The organism is Pseudomonas sp. RtIB026 (assembly GCF_016861355.2).
Taxonomy (GTDB): Bacteria; Pseudomonadota; Gammaproteobacteria; order Pseudomonadales; family Pseudomonadaceae; genus Aquipseudomonas; species Aquipseudomonas peradeniyensis.
This window is the reverse complement of the sequence record NZ_AP023348.2, coordinates 3,330,538-3,347,316: the sequence shown is the minus strand read 5'-3', so window position 1 is coordinate 3,347,316 and position 16,779 is coordinate 3,330,538. Positions and strand designations below refer to the sequence as shown.

The following is a 16,779-nucleotide window of genomic DNA, read 5'->3' as shown; positions in this document are numbered from 1 at the left end:
TATAAAAGCAGCCCGCCGTGTTCGGGCCAGAGCAATGAGGGTGTCATGAGTAACGAAAGCATTAACTGGGACAAGCTGGGTTTCGACTACATCAAGACCGACAAACGTTACCTGTCCGTATGGCGTAACGGCGAGTGGGACAAGGGCACCCTGACCGAAGACAATGTGCTGCACATCAGTGAAGGCTCCACCGCCCTGCACTATGGCCAGCAGTGCTTCGAAGGCCTGAAGGCCTACCGCTGCAAGGACGGTTCGATCAACCTGTTCCGCCCGGACCAGAACGCCGCGCGCATGCAGCGCAGCTGCGACCGCCTGCTGATGCCACGGGTCTCGACCGAACAGTTCATCGAAGCCTGCAAGCAGGTGGTCAAGGCCAACGAAAAATTCGTGCCGCCGCACGGCAAGGGCGCGCTGTACCTGCGTCCATTCGTGATCGGCACCGGTGACAACATCGGCGTGCGCACCGCTCCCGAGTTCATCTTCTCGGTCTTCGCCATCCCGGTCGGTTCGTACTTCAAGGGCGGCATGACCCCGCACAAGTTCCTGATCTCCGACTACGACCGCGCAGCCCCGCAAGGCACCGGCGCAGCCAAGGTCGGCGGCAACTACGCGGCCAGCCTGCAACCAGGCTACGAGGCCAAGAAAGCCGGCTTCGCCGACTGCATCTACCTCGATCCGCTGACCCACAAGAAGATCGAGGAAGTCGGCTCGGCCAACTTCTTCGGCATCACCGCCAACGACGAATTCGTCACGCCGAAGTCGATCTCGGTATTGCCGGGCATCACCCGCCTGTCGCTGATGGAACTGGCCGAATCGCGCCTGGGCCTGAAAGTGATCGAAGGCGACGTGGAAATCGACAAGCTCGACCGTTTCATCGAAGCCGGCGCCTGCGGCACCGCCGCAGTGATCACGCCGATCGGCGGCATCCAGTACAACGGCAAGCTGCACGTGTTCCACAGCGAAACCGAAGTCGGCCCGGTCACCCAGAAGCTCTACGCCGAGCTGACCGGTATCCAGAGCGGTGACGTCGAAGCCCCGGCGGGCTGGATCGTCAAGGTCGCCTGAAGCATCCGCCTGAAGTGACGATGGGGCATGCCAGCGATGGCATGCCCCATTTTTCTTGGAACCTCCACGCCCCCCTGTAGGAGCGGGCTTGCCCCGCGAAACAGGCACCGCGTTGCATGGCACCGGCTTCGCCGGTGTTCGCGGGACAAGCCCGCTCCTACAGGGGAATGCGTCTCCCATACAGCCAGATGAATTTTTCTTAAATCGCCGGTTGTCTATTCTTTGGCACAATCAGGTCTCCACTCGCCGCCCAGGAACCAGCATGCCTCGCGTACTGACCATCGAAGACGACGCCGTCACCGCCCAGGAAATCGTCGCCGAACTGTCCAGCCACGGTCTGGAAGTCGACTGGGCCGACAATGGCCGTGAAGGCCTGGCCAAGGCCATCGCCGGCGGCTACGACCTGATCACCCTCGACCGCATGCTGCCCGAGGTCGATGGCCTGACCATCGTCACCACCCTGCGCAACCTGAAAATCACCACGCCGATCCTGATGATCAGCGCCCTGTCGGACGTCGACGAGCGCGTGCGCGGCCTGCGTGCCGGCGGCGACGACTACCTGACCAAGCCGTTCGCCTCCGACGAGATGGCCGCCCGGGTCGAGGTGCTGCTGCGCCGCAACAGCGTGCCGATGACCCAGACCCGCCTGCAGGTCGCCGACCTCGAGCTGGACCTGATCAGCCACGAGGCGCGCCGCGGCGAACAGGCGCTGAACCTGCTGCCCACCGAGTACAAGCTGCTCGAGTACCTGATGCGCCACTCCGGCCAGGTGATCACCCGGATGATGATCTTCGAGGAAGTCTGGGGCTATCACTTCGACCCGGGCACCAACCTGATCGACGTGCACATCGGCCGTCTGCGCAAGAAGATCGACTCGCCCGGGCAGAACCCGCTGATCCGTACCGTGCGGGGCTCCGGCTATGCCATTGCCGAACCCGTCTAAGGGCTGGAGTTCCTCCACCAGCCGCCTGCTGGCGCTGTACAGCTTCCTGTTCGTGGCCTGGAGCAGCATCCTCATGGGGGTGCTGTACTTCGAGGTCACCAGCTACCTGAACAAGCTCACCCGCCACTCCATGCTGCAACGCCAGCACCTGTTCGCCCACATGAGCGGCAAGCAGCTGGACGACGCGCTGATCGCAAGCCAGGCCTTCGAGGAGCGCAGCTTCGACGCCTACGGTTTATTCGACACCCAGCTCAACCCGATCGGCGGGCGCATCCGCACGATACCCTCGGAGCTGGGCCTGGACGGCAAGGTCCACGAGCTCAAGCGCTGCCTGGACGCCGACGACCCCCACCTGCCCCGCGACAGCTGCGACGCCGTGGCGATCAAGGTGCAGGACGGTCGCTGGCTGGTGCTGGTGCGCGACAATGGCTCGCTGTTCGTGGTGACGAGGATCATCCTCGACGCCCTGCTCTGGGGTATCTCGCTGACCTTGATCCCGGGCTTCGCCGGCTGGTACCTGCTGCGGCGCCGGCCGCTCAAGCGTATTCGCGCGATCCAGGCCCAGGCCGAGCTGATCGTCGCCGGCGACCTCACCCACCGCCTGCCCCTGTCGGCCCGGCGCGATGAACTGGACATGCTCGCCGCCATCGTCAACGCCATGCTCGACCGCATCGAGAGGCTGATGCACGAGGTCAAGGGCGTCTGTGACAACATCGCCCACGACCTGCGCACCCCGCTGACACGCCTGCGCGCCCAGCTCTACCGCATCCGCCAGCAAAGCGGCAGCGACTCCGCCGAAGGCGCGGCGCTGGACCAGGCAATCGGCGAGACCGACACGCTGATGGCACGCTTTCGCGGCCTGCTGCGCATCAGCGAACTGGAAGACCGCCAGCGCCGCGCCGGGTTTGTCCGGCTCGACCCGCAGGCGTTGCTGGTGGAGCTTCATGATTTCTACCTGCCGCTGGCCGAGGATGGCGGCATTCGCCTGCACCTGGAGCAGCCTGCGCAGCTGGCGGCGCTGCATGGCGACCGGGAATTGCTGTTCGAAGCACTGGCCAACCTGGTGGGCAACGCCATCAAGTTCACCCCCGAGGGCGGACAAGTGCGTATCGTCGCCAGCGAGGACGAGGCCGGTGTGCATATTGCGGTCGAGGACAGCGGGCCGGGGATTCCGGCGGATGAGCGCGAGGCGGTGTTGAAGCGCTTCTACCGCAGTGAGGAAGGCCATCGCCACGCGGGGTTCGGGCTGGGATTGTCGATCGTCGCGGCGATCGTCGACCTGCATGGGTTTGGATTGGAGGTGGGGACCAGCGAGTGGGGTGGAGCCAAGTTGGTGTTGCATTGCCCATTGGTTGGGGTAGTTCAATAAAGAGCGGGGCCGCTTTGCGGCCCTTTCGCGGCACGAGGCCGCTCCTACAGGGGACCACGCAGCTCTGTAGGAGCGGCCTCGTGCCGCGAAAGGGCTGCGCAGCAGCCCCAGTGGCGCCAATCAGTCAGCCAGGCGCCAGGTGGTGGTGCCCTTGCTGTCTTCCAGCACCACGCCCATGGCGGTCAGCTGGTCGCGGATGCGGTCGGACTCGGCCCAGTTCTTGTCGGTGCGTGCCTGCAGACGCGCCTGGATCAGCGCCTCCACTTCGGCGGCATCGACCTTGCCCTCTGCGCCGGCACGCAGGAAGTCATCGGCCTCCAGCTGCAGCACACCCAGCACATCCCCCAGCTCGCGCAGGCGACCCGCCAGGCCGGCGGCGGCCTCGGGGTCGCTGTCGCGCAGGCGGTTGATCTCGCGCACCAGGTCGAACAGCACGGCGCAGGCTTCCGGCGTGCCGAAGTCGTCGTTCATCGCCACGGTGAAGCGCTCGACGAACGCCTCGCCGCCCTTGGCCACGACCCGCGGCAAGCCGCGCAGTGCGTGGTAGAAGCGCTCGAGCGCGCCCTTGGCGTCGCGCAGGCTGTCTTCGGAGTAGTTGATCGCGCTGCGGTAGTGGCTGGCCACCAGCAGGTAACGCACCACTTCCGGGTGGTACTTGTCGAGCACGTCGCGGATGGTGAAGAAGTTGTTCAACGACTTGGACATCTTCTCGCCATTGATGCGGATCATGCCGCAGTGCATCCAGGCGTTGGCGTACTGCTTGCCGGTGGCCGCCTCGCTCTGGGCGATCTCGTTCTCGTGGTGCGGGAACTCCAGGTCGCTGCCGCCGCCGTGGATGTCGAAGCTCTCGCCCAGGCAGCAGGTGGACATCACCGAGCACTCGATGTGCCAGCCCGGACGGCCCGGGCCCCACGGCGAATCCCAGTAAGGCTCGCCGGGCTTGACACCCTTCCACAGGACGAAGTCCAGCGGGTCCTGCTTGGCCTCGTCGACCTCGATGCGGGCGCCGATGCGCAGGTCTTCGATCTTCTTGCGCGACAGCTTGCCGTAGCCGACGAACTTGCCGACCCGGTAGTACACGTCGCCGTTGCCCGGGGCGTAGGCATAGCCCTTGTCGATCAGGGTCTGGATCATCGCGTGCATGCCGGGGATATGGTCGGTGGCACGCGGTTCCAGGTCCGGCGGCAGGATGCTCAGGCGCCGCTCGTCCTCGTGCATCGCATCGATCATGCGGGCAGTCAGCGCGTCGAACGACTCGCCGTTCTCGTTGGCCCGGTTGATGATCTTGTCGTCGATGTCGGTGATGTTGCGCACATAGGTCAGCTCATAGCCGCTCTTGCGCAGCCAGCGGGTGACCAGGTCGAAGGCCACCATGCTGCGGCCGTGGCCCAGGTGGCAGTAGTCGTACACGGTCATGCCGCACACGTACATGCGCACCTTGTTGCCGTCCAGCGGCTTGAAAACTTCCTTGGTCTTGCTCAGCGTGTTGTAGATGGTAAGCACGAAGGTTCCTCAGCTGCCCCACGAATCGCGCAGGGTCACGGTCCGGTTGAATACCGGGCGACCCGGCTGGGAGTCTTTCAGGTCGGCGCAGAAGTAGCCTTCGCGCTCGAACTGGAAGCGGTCTTCTGGCTGGGCCTGGCCCAGGGAAGGTTCCGCGCGACAACCGCTGAGTACCTGCAGCGAATCGGGGTTGATGTTGTCGAGGAAGCTGCCGCCGTCTTCGGTCTTCTCCGGGTTGGCGGAGCGGAACAGGCGGTCGTACAGACGCACTTCGCACTCGACGCTGCCTTGCGCCGGCACCCAGTGGATCACGCCCTTGACCTTGCGGCCCTCGGGGTTCTTGCCCAGGGTGTCCGGATCGTACGAGCAGCGCAGTTCGACGATGTTGCCGCCTTCGTCCTTGATCGCCTCGTCGGCGCGGATCACGTAGCTGCCGCGCAGACGCACTTCACCGGCCGGCTCCAGGCGCTTGTAGCCCTTGGGCGGCTCTTCCATGAAGTCGTCGCGGTCGATGTACAGCTCGCGGGCGAACGGCAACACGCGCACGCCCATGTCTTCCTTCGGGTGGCGCGGCAGTTCGAGCTGCTCGACCTGGCCCTCGGGGTAGTTGGTGATCACCACCTTCAGCGGGCGCAGCACGCACATCGCGCGTGGCGCGGTGCGGTCGAGGTCGTCGCGGATGCTGAACTCGAGCATCGCCATGTCGACCACGCCGTCGGAGCGGTTGGTGCCGATCATCTCGCAGAAGTTGCGAATCGAGGCCGGGGTGTAGCCGCGACGGCGATAGCCCGACAGGGTCGACATGCGCGGATCGTCCCAGGCCTCGACGTGGCCTTCGTCCACCAGCTGCTTGAGCTTGCGCTTGGAGGTGATGGTGTAGTTCAGGTTCAGGCGGCTGAACTCGTACTGGCGCGGGTGCGCCGGCACCGGCAGCTTGTCGAGGAACCAGTCGTACAGCGGACGGTGGCTTTCGAACTCCAGGGTGCAGATCGAGTGGGTGATGCCTTCGATGGCGTCCGACTGACCGTGGGTGAAGTCGTAGTTGGGGTAGATGCACCACTTGTCACCGGTCTGGTGGTGGTGGGCATGACGGATGCGGTACAGGATCGGGTCGCGCAGGTTCATGTTCGGCGAGGCCATGTCGATCTTGGCGCGCAGCACGCGCTCGCCGTCCTTGAACTCGCCGGCCTTCATGCGCGCGAACAGGTCCAGGTTCTCCTCGACGCTGCGCTCGCGGAACGGGCTGTTCTTGCCAGCCTCGGTCAGGCTGCCGCGGTATTCCTTGGCCTGCTCGGGGGTCAGGTCGCAGACATAGGCGTTGCCCGACTTGATCAGCTCCACGGCCCAGGCGTGCAGTTGCTCGAAGTAGTCCGAGGCATAGCGCACCGGGCCTGCCCACTCGAAGCCCAGCCATTTGACGTCACGCTGGATGGAGTCGATGTACTCCTGGTCTTCCTTGGCCGGGTTGGTGTCGTCGAAACGCAGGTGGCAGGCACCGCCGAATTCCTTGGCCAGGCCGAAGTTGACGCAGATCGACTTGGCGTGACCGATATGCAGGTAACCGTTGGGCTCCGGCGGGAAACGGGTGACGATGCTCTGGTGCTTGCCCGAGTCCAGGTCGGCCTGGACGATCGGCCGCAGGAAGTTCACAGGGACGGCGGGTGCGCCTTTGGCAGCGGCGTTTGGCGCGTTGTCGGCAGTGGGCTTGCTCATAGTGTCCTTGAATGCAGGTAGCCGGCCCGGGTAGGCCGATTGAATCAAAGCGCCTATCATAGCCGAAGCAGTCAAGCTGCTGACAGCCGAAGTGCCCACAAAAGTGCCTTCAAAGTGGCACGTTTTGTCGGCGCGAGGCGGCGCAATCCGGCACAATGGCGGCCCAGCGGCCTGTGTCGCGGTGGCCTGATCCTGCGTCAGGTACTCCGAGCGCCCTGCGCACACTCATTTCCGAATGCCTTGAAAGAGCGATTTTCAGCATGTCCAAAGTCAAACTGAGCACCAACCACGGCGATATCGTCATCGAACTGAATGCCGAGAAGGCCCCTCTGACCGTTGCCAACTTCCTGGCATACGTTGAAGCAGGCCACTACAGCAACACCGTGTTCCATCGCGTGATCAAAGGCTTCATGATCCAGGGCGGCGGCTTCGAGCCAGGCATGAACGAGAAGCGCGACAAGCGTGCCAGCATCCAGAACGAAGCCGACAACGGCCTGAAGAACGACAAGTACACCATCGCCATGGCCCGTACCATGGAGCCGCACTCGGCGTCGGCGCAGTTCTTCATCAACGCCTCGAACAACGACTTCCTCAACCACAGCGGCAAGAATGTCCAGGGCTGGGGCTACGCCGTCTTTGGCAAGGTGACCGAAGGCCAGGACGTCGTCGACAAGATCGAAGGCGTTTCCACCGGCTCCAAGTCTGGCCACCAGGACGTGCCGAAAGACGACGTGATCATCGAGAAAGCCGAGATCATTGAGTGATACTGCTGATCTCCGATCTGCACCTGCAAGAAGAACGCCCGGATATCACCCGGGCGTTTCTTGATCTGCTCGACGGCCGCGCCCGCCACGCCAAGGCGCTGTACATCCTCGGCGACTTCTTCGAGGCCTGGATCGGCGACGATGCGATGACGCCGTTCCAGCAGTCGATCTGCCAGGCCCTGCGCCGGCTGAGCGACAGCGGCACGGCGATCTACCTGATGCACGGCAACCGCGATTTCCTCATCGGCCAGGCGTTCTGCGACGCCGCCGGCTGCACCCTGCTGGCCGACCCCAGCGTGGTCGAGCTGGGTGGCGAGGCGGTGCTGCTGATGCACGGCGACACCCTGTGCACTCGCGATGTGGCCTACATGAAGCTGCGCCGCTACCTGCGCAACCCGCTGAGCCTGTGGATCCTGCGGCACCTGCCGCTGGGCACGCGGCACAAGCTGGCGCGCAAGCTGCGCAGCGAAAGCCGCTCGCAGACGCGCATGAAGAGCACCGAGATCGTCGACGTCACCCCCGAGGAAGTGCCCAAGGTCATGGCCGCCCACGGCGTGCGCACCCTGGTTCATGGCCACACCCACCGGCCGGCGCTGCACAAGCTGGTGGTCGATGGCCAGCCGGCGCGGCGTATCGTGCTGGGGGACTGGGACCGGCGGGGCTGGGCGTTGCAGGTGGACGAACAGGGCTTCCAGCTGGCGCCGTTCGAGTTTTCCTGAACGACAAACGCACAGCCCCCTGTAGGAGCGGCCTCGTGCCGCGAAAGGGCCGCAAAGCGGCCCCCCGATATCAGCGATTATGCAAAGATCGCCGGGGCTGCTTTGCAGCCCTTTCGCGGCACAAGGCCGCTCCTACAGAGGACGCCTGATTACTGGGCGATGACCACGCGCCCCTTATCCCGCTCACTGATCACATACCGCCGAAACTGCGGATCAGCCTTGATCTGCGCGTCGGTAAACGGGATCGGCGCCAGTTGCTTGGCCGCGAAGGCCCGCGTCTGGTCGGCGGCATGCGCCGACGCCTTTTCGCTCGACAGCGAGAACGCCAGCAATCCCTGGGCCTTTGGCCCCTGCTCGGTGAAGCTGACCACCTGCAGATAGCTCGAACCACTGACCACCAGGCGCTTGCCCGGCCCCACCGGCACACTGACCATCGCGTTGTAGACCCCCAGGGCCTGCGGACCACCGGGCACCGGCGTGCCATCGGCAGCCTGCTGGATTTCCCCCCAACGCTGATCGGCGGCGATGCCCGCCTTGCCCACCTGCTCCAGCGACGCCAGCGCCGCCTCGCGCAGCAGCTTGCCTACCGCGCCCTGCTCCACCGCCAGGCCACGCGGCGTGTGCTGCGGGTCGGCCGGATCGAACGGCACGCGCCAGCTTTGCGGGTGCTCGGCCAACGCACCAGCGATATTCATGAAATGGACCAGGCCGACGCCGCTGTCCAGGTCGGCCTTGCCATTCCAGGTCCGAAGGCTGACGCACACTGACTCAAGATCCGCCTCCACGCCCTTGCACCACTGCAGCAGGTCCGGCAGCAGCAGGCTGGCCTGGTACACCTCGTCGTCGAACACCATGCGCTGCAGCTCGGCGACACCCAGCTTGTCCCTGCCCTGCAGGCGCTGCAGGGCAAAACGGCTGCGCATGCCCAGGGGCTGGTCGGCACGGCTGACCAGCGGCGAGAAACCGGTCAGCGGCTGGGCCGGGTTGGCCATCCACGCCGAGTCGTTGGCGTGCTGCACATAGTCACGGCGCTCCAGGCTCGGCAGCAGGTTCGCCGGGAAGATCCCCGGCTGGGCCGCCTGCGCATCGACCTTCCACTGGCAGGCGCTGCGCGAGCCATCGAGCACCACCAGCGGGCCGGACGCCGCCGGATTGCTGCACTGCGCCAGCAGCGCCTGGTCGACATAGGGCACCACCGACTGGTTCAGGTACAGGGCCTGGCCGGCGGCATCCACCGCCAGGGTGTTGACCCAGGGGATACCCTGCAACTGCCCCACCGAGGCCTTGAGCGCCTCCAGGCTATCGGCGCGGTTGATCCGGTACCACTGCTGCAGCACCCGGGTATTGTCCAGGTTGGCGTCGCGCAGGCTGTAGGCCACCTGGTTGTCCCAGTCCAGCCGCCCTGGCCACTGCACCACCGGGCCGAACTTCGACAGGTGGATGGTGCGTTCCACCTCGCTCAGCGTGCCGTCCTCGCCCTTGACCGTGACCTTGAGCGGCTTGCGCTCGAGCGGCAGCGACTGGCCGTCATACAGGTAACGGGTCGCGTCCTTGGGATCCAGTTGCAGGCGGTAGAGGGTGAAATGCTTCGAGGTGTCGACGGTATGGGTCCAGGCCAGATGGCGGTTGAAACCGATATTGACCAACGGCAGGCCCGGCAGGGCCGCGCCCATCACATCCAGCTGCCCGGGGATGGTCAGCTGCATCTGGTAGAAGCGCATCCCGCCGATCCAGGGGAAATGCGGGTTGGCCAACAATAGCCCGCGACCATTGGCCGAACGCTCGCTGCCCACCGCCACGGCGTTGCTGCCACGCTCGGCGGCGAACTGCGCCTGGCGCGCGAGGGCCACACTGTAGTCAACCGCCGGGCGTTGCGCCGCCAGCTTCGGCGGGGTCGCGGCTACCACCGCTTCGACGAATTGACCGACACCGCCTTCGGCCAGCAGGCGCCGGGTCAGCTTGACCAGGTCGCGGCTGCTGATCGGCCGCACCCAGTCCCCTGCCCCGCACTCGGCCGGCAGGCCCTGGGCGCGCCGCTCGCCCAGGGCACGGTTATAGCCGCTGGCGTAGCCGTCGAGCAGGTCACGCACCGCCACCGGTTGCGCCTGCAGGAAGGCGTCCACTGCCGCCGATTCGTTCAGCCAGGTGAAGAACAGGTCGCTGGACAGGTTGTCGCGCTGCTCGACCGTCTTGGCGTCGCCACCGAAATAGCGCGAGCGCTCGCCATTGACCGTCAGCACCTCGTTGGCCAGCAGGCACAGGTTGTCCTGGGCGTAGGCATAGCCGATGCCGTAGCCCAGGCCGCGTTCGTCCTTGGCCAGGATATGCGGCACGCCAAAGCTGGTGCGGCGGATCTGCGCAGAGGCCTCGTCGGCGACCTCCCGTGCCTGGACGGCCAGGCTGGAGGCAACCAGGGCGGCGGCAAGGCCCAGGCGGAACAGGGGAAGAGGGATCACAGGCACTCCTCGTGCTATCGGGGTCATCCCGAACAGACGAATGGCCGGATGAAAATTTTACGTTCGACGTGAGGCTGCAACGTTCTCAACAGAACGTGTCAGATTTTTTTCACCGAGGGTTGCAGTTTTGTCGATCTCATACGTCTTTAGATGTGAGGCACCCATGATTTCGGGACAGTCCACGAAAAGGAGCATTCACATGTACAACCCGCAACAATCGCTATCGGCGCCGCCCGCCCCAGGCCAGGCCGCCGCCCCCCAGGAGGAACGCGTGGGCAACGAACAGATCCGCGAGCTGCTGCGCGCCTATGGCCTGCGCACCAGCCTGATCCGCCTGAAGGTCATCGACGCGCTGCACACCGCCGGGCGCAATGGCCGCAGCATTGGCGTGCGCGGCGTGCATGCACAACTCGAGCAACTGGATATTCCCTTGTCGTTCCTGAGTGTGCGCGAGGTGCTCAAACGCCTGTGCAGCGAAGGCGTGATCAGCCTGGGCAGCGACAAATGCTACAGCCTCAACCCCCAGGCCTGGGCCGTGCTCGAGCAACCCGTCTCGCGTTGAGCGCCTGGCCGGCAGGGATATGCCGGCCCGCCCGTCTCAGGGCTTGACCTTGCGCCGCAGGATCCCGTTGATCACCACCACGACCACCGCGATGGCGATGGCGATGTACTGGAACGTCTGCTCGCTGATAGTGCCCTGCTTCTGCAGGTAGCTTAGGCCGAGCATGATCCCCAGGACCACCAGGATGATCAGGATCGAGTATTTGAGGCGCTGCACGTGGGTCATCGGAAATTCCTTGCGACATCGGGGACATGAGGCTCCAGCGGAGCCGACGCCATGATACCTCGCCCGCTTTTCCCCCGCTGAAGTTCCTGCCCGCCCCCCTTCCCTGCACATACCTCCTCACCCCAGGACACCCGGGCGTGTCTGCGCGCGCACGCCTGGGTCACACACCCAAACCGCCATCATGGAACCCCTTCACTAGACGGTTTGGGGCCTGTAGCTAAAGGGTGAGGGCGTTTCCTACTTCGCGCTATCAGGTTACCCGCAAACAACAGGCAGTTGCGGCTACAAGCTCCGGTCCGCTTCGCGCCTAGCGACCCTTTCCACTGCTGTTCGAAAATCGGACCACGCCACTCGGACCGCCACCCGTGGCCGACCACGCCGCAGCCATTCGGGCCTCGGCGTCTGCCAAACCTACATGACGGAAGGAACCATTTCGTGGAAAAGCCAGACCTGAGCAGTATCGACATCACCCAACTGCCTCAATCGCTGCAGGCGCTGATCGAGTGCATCGGCCTGGACAGCGCCTATCGCCTGACCTGCGCTTTCGGCGGGCGCCCCAAGTACATTCCCAAGCACCGCGACCGCAGCAAGCTCGCCGATGTGCTGCCATCGGCGGCGCTCGACGCGCTGATCGAGCGCTATGCCGGCCTGGCCCTGGAAATTCCCAAGCCCGATCACTTCCAGCGCCAGCTGCGCAACCAGCAGATCCAGAAGGAAAGCGCCAGCGGGCTGTCGCGCAGCCTACTGGCCAACAAGTATGGTTTGAGCCTGCGGCAGATCGGCAATATTCGTCGCCAGGCATAATGTATAAACTTTTGCTACCTCGCTGAGATGGTCCGGAGCACGACATTAACGCTCTTCGCATTGACCTGTACGGAGGACAATAGTAGTCGGTGGCTGTTGAGATTGGTACGAGGACTCGTCTAGCGGTGATCAGGCAAGTAAAAAACAAGCGGAGAACAACCGAGGTACGCTCAACGCCATAAGTTTCAAATAAGCATGCTGATCGGGCTGGCGCGCCAGACTGCGCCCAACCCAGCACAGTCGTCGCACAAGCACTTCCGTACAAAGCCTTGTACTTCAGCGCTATGTTACTATCCGATCTACAGGCACAGACGCAATCCGCTCCATCTCGGCCAATAGAAACGAGTCCTTTGCTTGAAAGCCTGCGTGCGATGCATTCGTAAAAACTGCAACGATGGCTTTCCGGTCGACGTTAGATCGGTTTTCCTCACTACCGTGTACAAATAGCGGGTGCCATGCCAGAGCTTCCCCAGGCTCCATTTCATAGAGGGACGGTTTCTGCCCGACAAAATGAGCGTCAGGAATAGATGAATGCCACTCATAACCTTTCACAAACTGATGTTGGATAGGCACACCCAAATGAGACCCAACATACCCCATTAGACAGCCATTCAGTGAATGGCAAGGAGTAAGGGCAGTCCAGATCGTTAATGCATCTGGGTAGTTTGATTCCCAGAGCGCCTGATCTTGATGAAATGCGGTTCGACTACCTATTCGCCCTGGCTTCATGAAGGCGGCATGAAATATTAATGCAGCATGCGGCCCCACGACGTCTCGTACGATACGACCAATTTCAGAGTGCACAAGCACTTGCGACCAGAAGCCAGGGTCGCTCCAAAACAGCCGTCTTATTTTTCTCAGCCTTCGTTGCCCACAGGCTGACAGATCGAATTCAGGCTGCATGGATTGCAAGCATACCTCGTCTTCGAGATCCCTCGTTTCCAGCCAACGCAGAACGGTATCAACCTGAGAACGGGTCATGACCGGCCCCAGCCGAACCACACCATCTCTATCGAGCGCTTTTTTTACCTGCCCGTCGGAACGCATAATTGTGCCTCTAAATCGAGCGTCTGTTAAATTATTCCTTGCGTGGCAGGCGGGACGCCACCTCTGAGCACTCCCGATGCAGTGACCCCGTACAACGGTTGATAGCGCGATGGCAGTGCTCGTCCCAAAGGACTTGCAAGCCACAGCCGCAAGAGTAATCGATGCCGCTGACTCAACAGGTCGTCCAAGTACCGCGTCCTTGCATGCCACACCGTAAAGTTGTTCAACAGCTGCAGGTCACCCGGCTGAAGATCCATCTCATACGCCCTATTGTGTTCGGCCAGTATCTGATCAACTCTATTGAGGTCTGATACATTCTGCTCTGACAACTGACTTCCCCCGCCGAAGCGACCTGCACTTTCGTTAAAGCGCCGTATATATCGTGATACAAAGCGCCCTTCCACAAACGCAAAAATCTCAAGAGGGATCCAAGGTGCCTCGTGTGGATAGTGCTCACCTCTTCGGTCATGCGGCAGGGGCTGAAGCAACCGAATGGCGGTATCGGGGTAGCGATCAATCAGACAACGCAACACCGCAGGCGCACTGAGGATCTGAGATCGTCCCCCTGAGAAGGCATTATTGACGCATAACAATGCCACTATGTCGCAGCGATCACAATGAAACGGTAGGGCCGAACTTGTCTGATGGCCTCGCGACGTAGGATCTGCCGCGCTCTTCCCTAGATCCTCAACTTCGGCAACTGCATTCCTTGCATAGGTTTGCGAAACGGGCATTCCTAAACAACGGCCCAAAGCCGCATATGCACGCTTGATCGCAGCGAGGTTGTCTAAATCGAGCGGAAACCCACGCAACAGAAGCCAACCATGTCCATACTCAATCTCTTGCAGCCACGCCCTTAGCAACTTCTCAGAAAAGCTCGGCATCAACTCTAGAAGCCCCTGCCTGGTCAGATTCATCACCTGCTCGTTGGACAGCACAGTGGCAATCAAGCGCAAATCTGCACGCTGAGACTCAGTTAGTTCGACTACCTGCGCAGCAGCACCCCGCTTCAGGTCACCACCTAGCCACTCGACCTCTTTTGCCTGATCAAGCAGTTCTCTGACTTTATCGATATCTTCAATAAATACCGTTCTCACCCTTTAGTCTCCAACCACTCATAAAGCACAATACAAGAAAATGCCACTGATGCTGCGGCTTCATTTCCATCTATCGCCTGCGTAAACAACGCGCGCAACGGCTGAGACCTAAAGCCAAGGTCTGTAAAGCAGCGTTGTACTTTCGAAGCTTTATTAGAGATCCATACTCGAAGCGCTCCTGAGAACCAGGTCGTCAGCGACGCACGGAAGGGTGTTTTCACCAGCCCGTTGGTATACGGACTGAACGCACTACGAAGTGCATACTTAGTTACCTGCTCCTTGATGAGGTCTTGCTGATGAAGCTGGGCGGCATAGCTGGCCACGCTACCATGCAGAAACGGCATCCTGGCCTCTACTGACCGTGACATCATCATCACATCACTGCGAAGAAGGAGTGGCTCAAGGCTGAGTTCACGCTCGGCACTGCGCAAAGCATCGACAGACTGCTTGCCATCAAAGCGACTAGCCCACGACATAAATTGTTGCTCGATCTCTTGCCACGCCGACTCAGGCAAAAGCCCTCTGATCATCCGAGCATGCCGGGTGTCCATATAAAAACGTCTGAGTACTGCATTCGAGGATAAAGAGCGCGACCGGCCAAATAACTGCGCATAGCTATCGTAGCCCAGAAATAACTCATCAGCCCCCTCCCCCGTTAGTAATACACGACACTCCGCAGCACTTACAGCCGCACTCAGCGAATCGTACAACAACATACTGCTCATGCGAAAAGGCTGACCATAGCGACGTACAACCTCAGGGAGTTTGTCCCTAAGATCGTACGGCCCAAACTCAACCACCGTATGCCTCCAGGAGGGATGCACTGCAGCACCAAGCGCCAACTCACCAAGCGATCTTATTCCGTCCCTTGCCCCGCAAGTTATGACACTGAAGGTTTGAACATCCCTGATACCTTCATCGGCTACAATGTTAGCAATTATCGTCGAATCGATCCCACCACTGACTGCGATACCAATGGGATGATCGCTGATCAGACATTTAACAACGGCATCACGAATGCAGTCTGCCAGCCCCAACTGACTTGCAACATGGAAATCCAATTTATCTTCAGGAGATAACGCATTTAAACGGGATATCGTACTTCCCTGAACTTCAAGCTGATCACCAGGTCTTACCTCGTACACATCATTGTAAAGAGTTTGCCTATCAAGCATCCGACCAAAAAGAAGGTACTGTGCCAGTGACGTGATACTTGTATTGGCACGTGCGGATGTCTCAGCAACAAGCGCCGCCAGTTCAGATGCAAATGTGACCCCATTGGACTGCACATGATAGAAGAGTGGTTTGATTCCATAGCCATCCCTGCACAGGGTAATCTTCGGACTCCCCCGCGTTGCGAATGCAGCCGCAAACATACCGTCCACACCACCGGACGACCAGACTTTCAATGCCTGCGCTTCGGCAGGTCCGTTTACCGGAGGAGCGTCGTGAATACAACGGCTCCTGGCGGAATAAATTTCTCCATTGTACGCACAAAGCTCTTCCCCTCCTGAAAGCACAAAGGGGAGACTGTCCACAGCCCCCCCCCGAATTCGCAGGCGGCACATACCGATTGACCCAAATCTGCCGGAGAATAGCCCAACGCCATCGGGCCCCCGCGATTGCATCGCGTCCAGCAATCGTGTAACCCGCTCCTCACCCACAGACCCGGCGATTGAAGTGCCCGCTATTCCACACATCACAGACCTCAGCGCAGGATATACAGACGAGTCGAAGGGGCATCAGGCAGTTCAACCCATTCAATTAATCGCGAAGGAACGACTGCAGCTTCCGATATCCGAACTACATCATCAGCGCTGTAGCGCTTTTCTTTGCCACGCCCACGATACCACTGCAACAGACTGTCACGGGGAATATCACCATGAGCAACGATGCAACTTTCCAGCAGCTCCCCTGCCTTGGCATAATCAATAGTATTTGTAACCGAGTCGAAAAAATTTGATGCGATACCGGCGCGCCCTGCCATCACCAGCATCTTCTCATCCATTGGATACAAGCCGAGTTTAACAGAAGTTCTGATCTCCCCACCTGGCGCAAGTAATTCTGACATACCATGCAGAGCCAGAAGGCACTCATCTTCAGTAAGACGATTGATCAAGCGGTCCGACACAACCAGGTCAAATTGGCCTCTCTGCTCAGACGGAATCGACTTCGTGATATCAAGTCGAAAAACACTTACTGCGGACACGCCTTGCACTTCGAGTTCCGCCGCCAGATCAGAACACATACGCGAGGAGAAATCAAAGACAGAAACCTTACCTATTTTCGCCGCACCCAACACCAAATCTCTTGTGCTCGCGCCGATGACCGCAATACGTGCCTGGGGGCCAGCGGGCAATATCGGCGTCAAGAACATCTCAACTTCGCTTTGACTCGGCCTGGCAGACTTTCGACCAAGCTCCCAAAACATTGACCCTACTGCATCCCAAGCCCGAGCCTTGGCACTCCACTGTTGATCCTCCATCGCAACCCCTCCAACATAACTGGCCGT

15 protein-coding genes are annotated in these 16,779 nt (G+C 61.3%); 7 read left to right on the top strand and 8 right to left on the bottom strand.

What is annotated here, in order from left to right:
* The first annotated feature begins 45 nt into the window (after window positions 1–45).
* The 3 genes from PRtIB026_RS14845 (at window position 46) to PRtIB026_RS14835 (ending at window position 3,377) form a co-directional block, all read left to right on the top strand.
* Window positions 46–1,065, top strand: a complete 1,020-nt coding sequence (locus tag PRtIB026_RS14845; protein WP_203646838.1) for a branched-chain amino acid aminotransferase — start codon at window positions 46–48, stop codon at window positions 1,063–1,065.
* Window positions 1,066–1,327: 262 nt separating this feature from the next.
* The gene (locus tag PRtIB026_RS14840) at window positions 1,328–2,008 is read left to right on the top strand and encodes a response regulator transcription factor (protein WP_050706019.1); all 681 of its coding nucleotides are present in this window, start codon (window positions 1,328–1,330) and stop codon (window positions 2,006–2,008) included.
* Window positions 1,986–3,377 carry a sensor histidine kinase gene (locus PRtIB026_RS14835; RefSeq protein ID WP_203646840.1) on the top strand — a complete coding sequence of 464 codons (1,392 nt, stop codon included), beginning with the start codon at window positions 1,986–1,988 and terminating at the stop codon, window positions 3,375–3,377. The genes PRtIB026_RS14840 and PRtIB026_RS14835 overlap by 23 nt, the downstream gene beginning before the upstream one ends.
* Before the next feature lie 120 nt (window positions 3,378–3,497).
* Here the strand turns inward: PRtIB026_RS14835 and cysS are convergent, their stop codons facing one another.
* Complete coding sequence (gene cysS / locus PRtIB026_RS14830) at window positions 3,498–4,880, bottom strand: cysteine--tRNA ligase (RefSeq protein WP_203646842.1); 1,383 nt, start codon at window positions 4,878–4,880, stop codon at window positions 3,498–3,500.
* Between the two features lie 9 nt (window positions 4,881–4,889).
* Window positions 4,890–6,593 (bottom strand): glutamine--tRNA ligase/YqeY domain fusion protein, encoded by a 1,704-nt coding sequence (locus tag PRtIB026_RS14825; protein WP_203646844.1) that lies wholly within the window; start codon window positions 6,591–6,593, stop codon window positions 4,890–4,892.
* A gap of 260 nt (window positions 6,594–6,853) precedes the next feature.
* On the opposite strand from PRtIB026_RS14825, the gene PRtIB026_RS14820 reads away from it, so the two are divergent.
* Window positions 6,854–7,357: a peptidylprolyl isomerase gene (locus PRtIB026_RS14820; protein WP_203646846.1), complete on the top strand. Its 504-nt coding sequence runs from the start codon at window positions 6,854–6,856 to the stop codon at window positions 7,355–7,357.
* A complete protein-coding gene (locus PRtIB026_RS14815) occupies window positions 7,354–8,076 on the top strand; it encodes a UDP-2,3-diacylglucosamine diphosphatase (RefSeq protein WP_203646848.1) in 723 nt (240 codons plus the stop codon). The genes PRtIB026_RS14820 and PRtIB026_RS14815 overlap by 4 nt, the downstream gene beginning before the upstream one ends.
* Window positions 8,077–8,225: 149 nt before the next feature.
* Here the strand turns inward: PRtIB026_RS14815 and PRtIB026_RS14810 are convergent, their stop codons facing one another.
* Entirely contained in the window at window positions 8,226–10,532 is a 2,307-nt protein-coding gene (locus PRtIB026_RS14810; RefSeq protein ID WP_420713579.1) for an acylase, read from the bottom strand.
* A 199-nt stretch (window positions 10,533–10,731) separates the two neighbouring features.
* Here PRtIB026_RS14810 and PRtIB026_RS14805 point away from each other — a divergent pair, with 199 nt between their 5' ends.
* The gene (locus PRtIB026_RS14805) at window positions 10,732–11,094 is read left to right on the top strand and encodes a fe2+ zn2+ uptake regulation protein (protein WP_267812329.1); all 363 of its coding nucleotides are present in this window, start codon (window positions 10,732–10,734) and stop codon (window positions 11,092–11,094) included.
* 36 nt (window positions 11,095–11,130) lie between these two features.
* Here the strand turns inward: PRtIB026_RS14805 and PRtIB026_RS14800 are convergent, their stop codons facing one another.
* The gene (locus PRtIB026_RS14800; RefSeq protein ID WP_011533313.1) at window positions 11,131–11,319 is read right to left on the bottom strand and encodes a hypothetical protein; all 189 of its coding nucleotides are present in this window, start codon (window positions 11,317–11,319) and stop codon (window positions 11,131–11,133) included.
* A 435-nt stretch (window positions 11,320–11,754) separates the two neighbouring features.
* Between PRtIB026_RS14800 and PRtIB026_RS14795 the strand changes: the two genes are divergently transcribed.
* Window positions 11,755–12,123 (top strand): Mor transcription activator family protein, encoded by a 369-nt coding sequence (locus PRtIB026_RS14795; RefSeq protein ID WP_203646852.1) that lies wholly within the window; start codon window positions 11,755–11,757, stop codon window positions 12,121–12,123.
* A 282-nt stretch (window positions 12,124–12,405) separates the two neighbouring features.
* On the opposite strand, the gene PRtIB026_RS14790 is transcribed toward PRtIB026_RS14795, so the two are convergent.
* The 4 genes from PRtIB026_RS14790 to PRtIB026_RS14775 all read right to left on the bottom strand — a co-directional run bounded on the left by PRtIB026_RS14790 (window position 12,406) and on the right by PRtIB026_RS14775 (window position 16,752).
* Entirely contained in the window at window positions 12,406–13,104 is a 699-nt protein-coding gene (locus tag PRtIB026_RS14790; RefSeq protein WP_203646854.1) for a phytanoyl-CoA dioxygenase family protein, read from the bottom strand.
* 92 nt (window positions 13,105–13,196) lie between these two features.
* The gene (locus PRtIB026_RS14785; protein ID WP_203646857.1) at window positions 13,197–14,267 is read right to left on the bottom strand and encodes a TauD/TfdA family dioxygenase; all 1,071 of its coding nucleotides are present in this window, start codon (window positions 14,265–14,267) and stop codon (window positions 13,197–13,199) included.
* Window positions 14,264–15,805 (bottom strand): asparagine synthetase B family protein, encoded by a 1,542-nt coding sequence (locus PRtIB026_RS14780; RefSeq protein WP_203646858.1) that lies wholly within the window; start codon window positions 15,803–15,805, stop codon window positions 14,264–14,266. The genes PRtIB026_RS14785 and PRtIB026_RS14780 overlap by 4 nt, the downstream gene beginning before the upstream one ends.
* 170 nt (window positions 15,806–15,975) lie before the next feature.
* Window positions 15,976–16,752 (bottom strand): class I SAM-dependent methyltransferase, encoded by a 777-nt coding sequence (locus tag PRtIB026_RS14775; RefSeq protein ID WP_203646859.1) that lies wholly within the window; start codon window positions 16,750–16,752, stop codon window positions 15,976–15,978.
* Window positions 16,753–16,779: the final 27 nt, after the last annotated feature.